3 protein-coding genes and 1 pseudogene are annotated in these 2621 nt (G+C 58.7%); all 4 read right to left on the reverse strand.

Annotated elements, in window-relative coordinates; genetic code table 11:
- Positions 1 to 312: segregation and condensation protein A (locus ACIQ3A_RS14975; RefSeq protein ID WP_396432523.1), on the reverse strand; the 312-nt coding region annotated here is incomplete at its 3' end.
- Positions 313 to 375: 63 nt separating this feature from the next.
- Positions 376 to 582 carry a DUF3460 family protein gene (locus ACIQ3A_RS14980; protein WP_396432524.1) on the reverse strand — a complete coding sequence of 69 codons (207 nt, stop codon included), beginning with the start codon at positions 580 to 582 and terminating at the stop codon, positions 376 to 378.
- Between the two features lie 77 nt (positions 583 to 659).
- Positions 660 to 2339, reverse strand: a complete 1680-nt coding sequence (locus ACIQ3A_RS14985; protein ID WP_396432525.1) for a SulP family inorganic anion transporter — start codon at positions 2337 to 2339, stop codon at positions 660 to 662.
- Between the two features lie 39 nt (positions 2340 to 2378).
- Positions 2379 to 2621: pseudogene (locus ACIQ3A_RS14990) on the reverse strand (DUF1275 domain-containing protein); the annotation flags it as partial.

Genomic DNA, 2621 nt, shown 5'->3' on the forward strand with positions numbered 1-2621 from the left:
TGCCAGCTCCAGGTTGCGCTGTCGGATTTCATCGACATAAGTCAGGTATTGGCGTGTCACCCCCGCCATGGGAATATCAAGAATGTTGAAGTTCTGCTTGCGGATCAGGTAGAGCAACAAATCGAGAGGGCCTTCGAATGCCTCCAAAAAGACCTCCAGGGCATCCGGCGGGATGTACAGGTCGGTCGGCATCGAGAACAGGGGCTCGCCATACAGCCGCGCCACGGCCACATGGTCGACCACCTGCGGCATGGACACGGGGGTGTCCCTCAGCGGCACGGGCAGTTCGGTGGGGGGGGCAAAGGCGGTCATGGGCGGTGCTGTTGATGAACGACACACCGGGATCGCTGCCCGAAGTGTCGATTAACGGCAGATTCAGGAGGACTGGTTTTGATAAACGTAGGGCTTTTGGGACACGCGCCCATCCTTGAAGGCCTGTTGCTCGGGTCGGCTCAGTGACTTGTCCCAAAGCAAAGCACGGCCTTGACGCTGCTCAGCCTCCAGTTCGGGGCGCTGGGCCTTGAGCTGGGCAATGAATTGTGTGGTGTCTGAGGTGTAGTCAGGGCGGCGGAAAATGGACATGTTGGGGCTTTCTGGCGGGCAAGGTGACAAGGGCTGAGTTTGCATGAAGAAAACAGCTTGCTAAGGATGAAGACATTTTACGGGCCCGAGCGCGCCATCAGGCTGACAGCACGCTGAATGCCTGCAGGCAGGTCGGGCTCCAGTCGGCCGTCCAGATGTTCCAGCAAGCCCGTGCGTCGAGCGATGTCCAGGGGCTGGTGCAACAAACCGCAAATGATCAACTGCACCTCTTTTTTGCGGCAAGTGTCGATCAGGTTCATCAAGGCATCGGCACCCGAAGAATCCACGTAAATCACATTTTTCAGGTCAATCACCAAAGCCGGTGTGGTGATTTTGTCTTCGATGTCCTCGACCAGCTTGACGGCACCAAAAAACAAGGCACCGTAAAGCCGCCAAGCCTGGACCTGGGTCTCATGCCCTGCCAGTCCTGGATGCTCCACACTCCTGACGGTTTCGCTGCGGCTCAGGCTGGAAATGCGGTAGATAAAAGTCAGGCAGGCCGCAAACAGGCCGACCTCGACCGCCACGGTGAGGTCAAACACCACCGTGAGAAAAAATACCGCCAACAAAGTGATGCGGTAAGGCAGCCGGTACTGTCGCAGCAGTAAAAATTCGCGCCACTCGCCCATGTTCCAGGCCACAAACATCAAAAGCGCCGCCAGCGCCGCCAAGGGCACATGCCCAGCCAGTGGGGCAGCCAGCAGCACCACGGCCAGCAGTGTCAGTGCATGCACCATGCCTGCGATGGGGCTGGTGCCGCCGCTTTTGATGTTGGTGACGGTTCGGGCAATCGTGCCGGTGGCGGGCATGCCCCCGAAAAATGGGGTCACAAAATTAGCCACTCCTTGGGCCATCAACTCCTGGTTGGGGTTGTGACGGTCGCCAATCATGCCGTCGGCAATGCGCGCGCACAGCAGTGACTCAATCGCGCCCAACAGCGTCAAAGTCAGGGTGGGCATGAGCAAAAATCGGGCGCTGTCCCAACTGAATTCGGGCCACTGAAAACTGGGCAAGACGGCTGGGATGCCACCAAATTTGCTGCCAATGGTTTCTACCGGCAGCGACAGCCCCATGCAGGCCAGTGTGGCAAACACCAGCGCCACGATAGAGCCGGGCACCAAGCTGACCCAGCGGTATGGGGTGGCGTTCAGTCGGCGTCCCAGACGCATCCAGCCGACCAGCAGTGACAAGGAGCCCAGGGCCACCAGCAAGGCGGCCAAATTGGCAGAGTGCAAGTTTTGGCCCAGCGCGCGCAGCATGCCGAAAAAATCTGCGGGCATGGACTGGATTTTCAGTCCCAGAAAATCTCTGATTTGCGACAGCATGATCAAAACCGCAATGCCATTCGTGAAGCCGATCACGACCGACACCGGAATGAATCGGATCAAGGTGCCCAGTCGAAACAAGCCCAGCAGAAAAAGCAAAATGCCCGACATGGCGGTGGCCAATATCAAGTTGGCCAGGCCATAGCGCTCGACGATGCCGTAAACAATCACGATGAAGGCACCAGCAGGCCCGCCAATTTGCACGCGGCTGCCGCCCAGGGCCGAGATCAGGAAGCCCGCAATGATGGCGGTGAACAAGCCTGCTTCAGGCTTGAGCCCCGAGGCGATGGCAAACGCCATGGCCAGGGGCAAGGCCACCACCCCGACGGTGATGCCGGCGCCAATGTCCTGAGCGAGGCGCTTGCGGTTGTAGCCTTGCAGGCTGTCGAGCAATCGGGGCCTGAAGAAGTGGGTTGCGTGCAGCCAATTCATGGGGGTTTGCTGTTGTGCGTTCAGGCCAGGGCAGAAAAATTACGCGGCACGCTGGCGCAAATCATCCAGCAAGGGGCGCAGGCTCAGCAACCAAAGCAAACCTGCCAAAGGCACCGTGGTGACGTAGCCCACATAGTTGAAGCCAAGCGCTCCGAACAGCCCCCCCAACAGAAAGCCCAGAACCAAGCCCGTGTGGACCTTGAGCCGTTGGCGGTTTGCCCTCACTGAAGGTGTCTCGCTTGAACGATTGATGTAAACCCATTTGCCCAGTTCGATGCCGAT

The sequence above is a fragment of the Limnohabitans sp. genome, assembly GCF_044361985.1.
Taxonomy (GTDB): Bacteria; Pseudomonadota; Gammaproteobacteria; order Burkholderiales; family Burkholderiaceae_C; genus Limnohabitans_A.

What these genes read in the sequence shown, in the direction of transcription:
- ACIQ3A_RS14985 (WP_396432525.1), bottom strand. Translation starts at nt 2,339, where the DNA reads ATGAATTGGCTGCACGCAACCCACTTCTTCAGGCCCCGATTGCTCGAC.
- ACIQ3A_RS14980 (WP_396432524.1), bottom strand. Translation starts at nt 582, where the DNA reads ATGTCCATTTTCCGCCGCCCTGACTACACCTCAGACACCACACAATTC.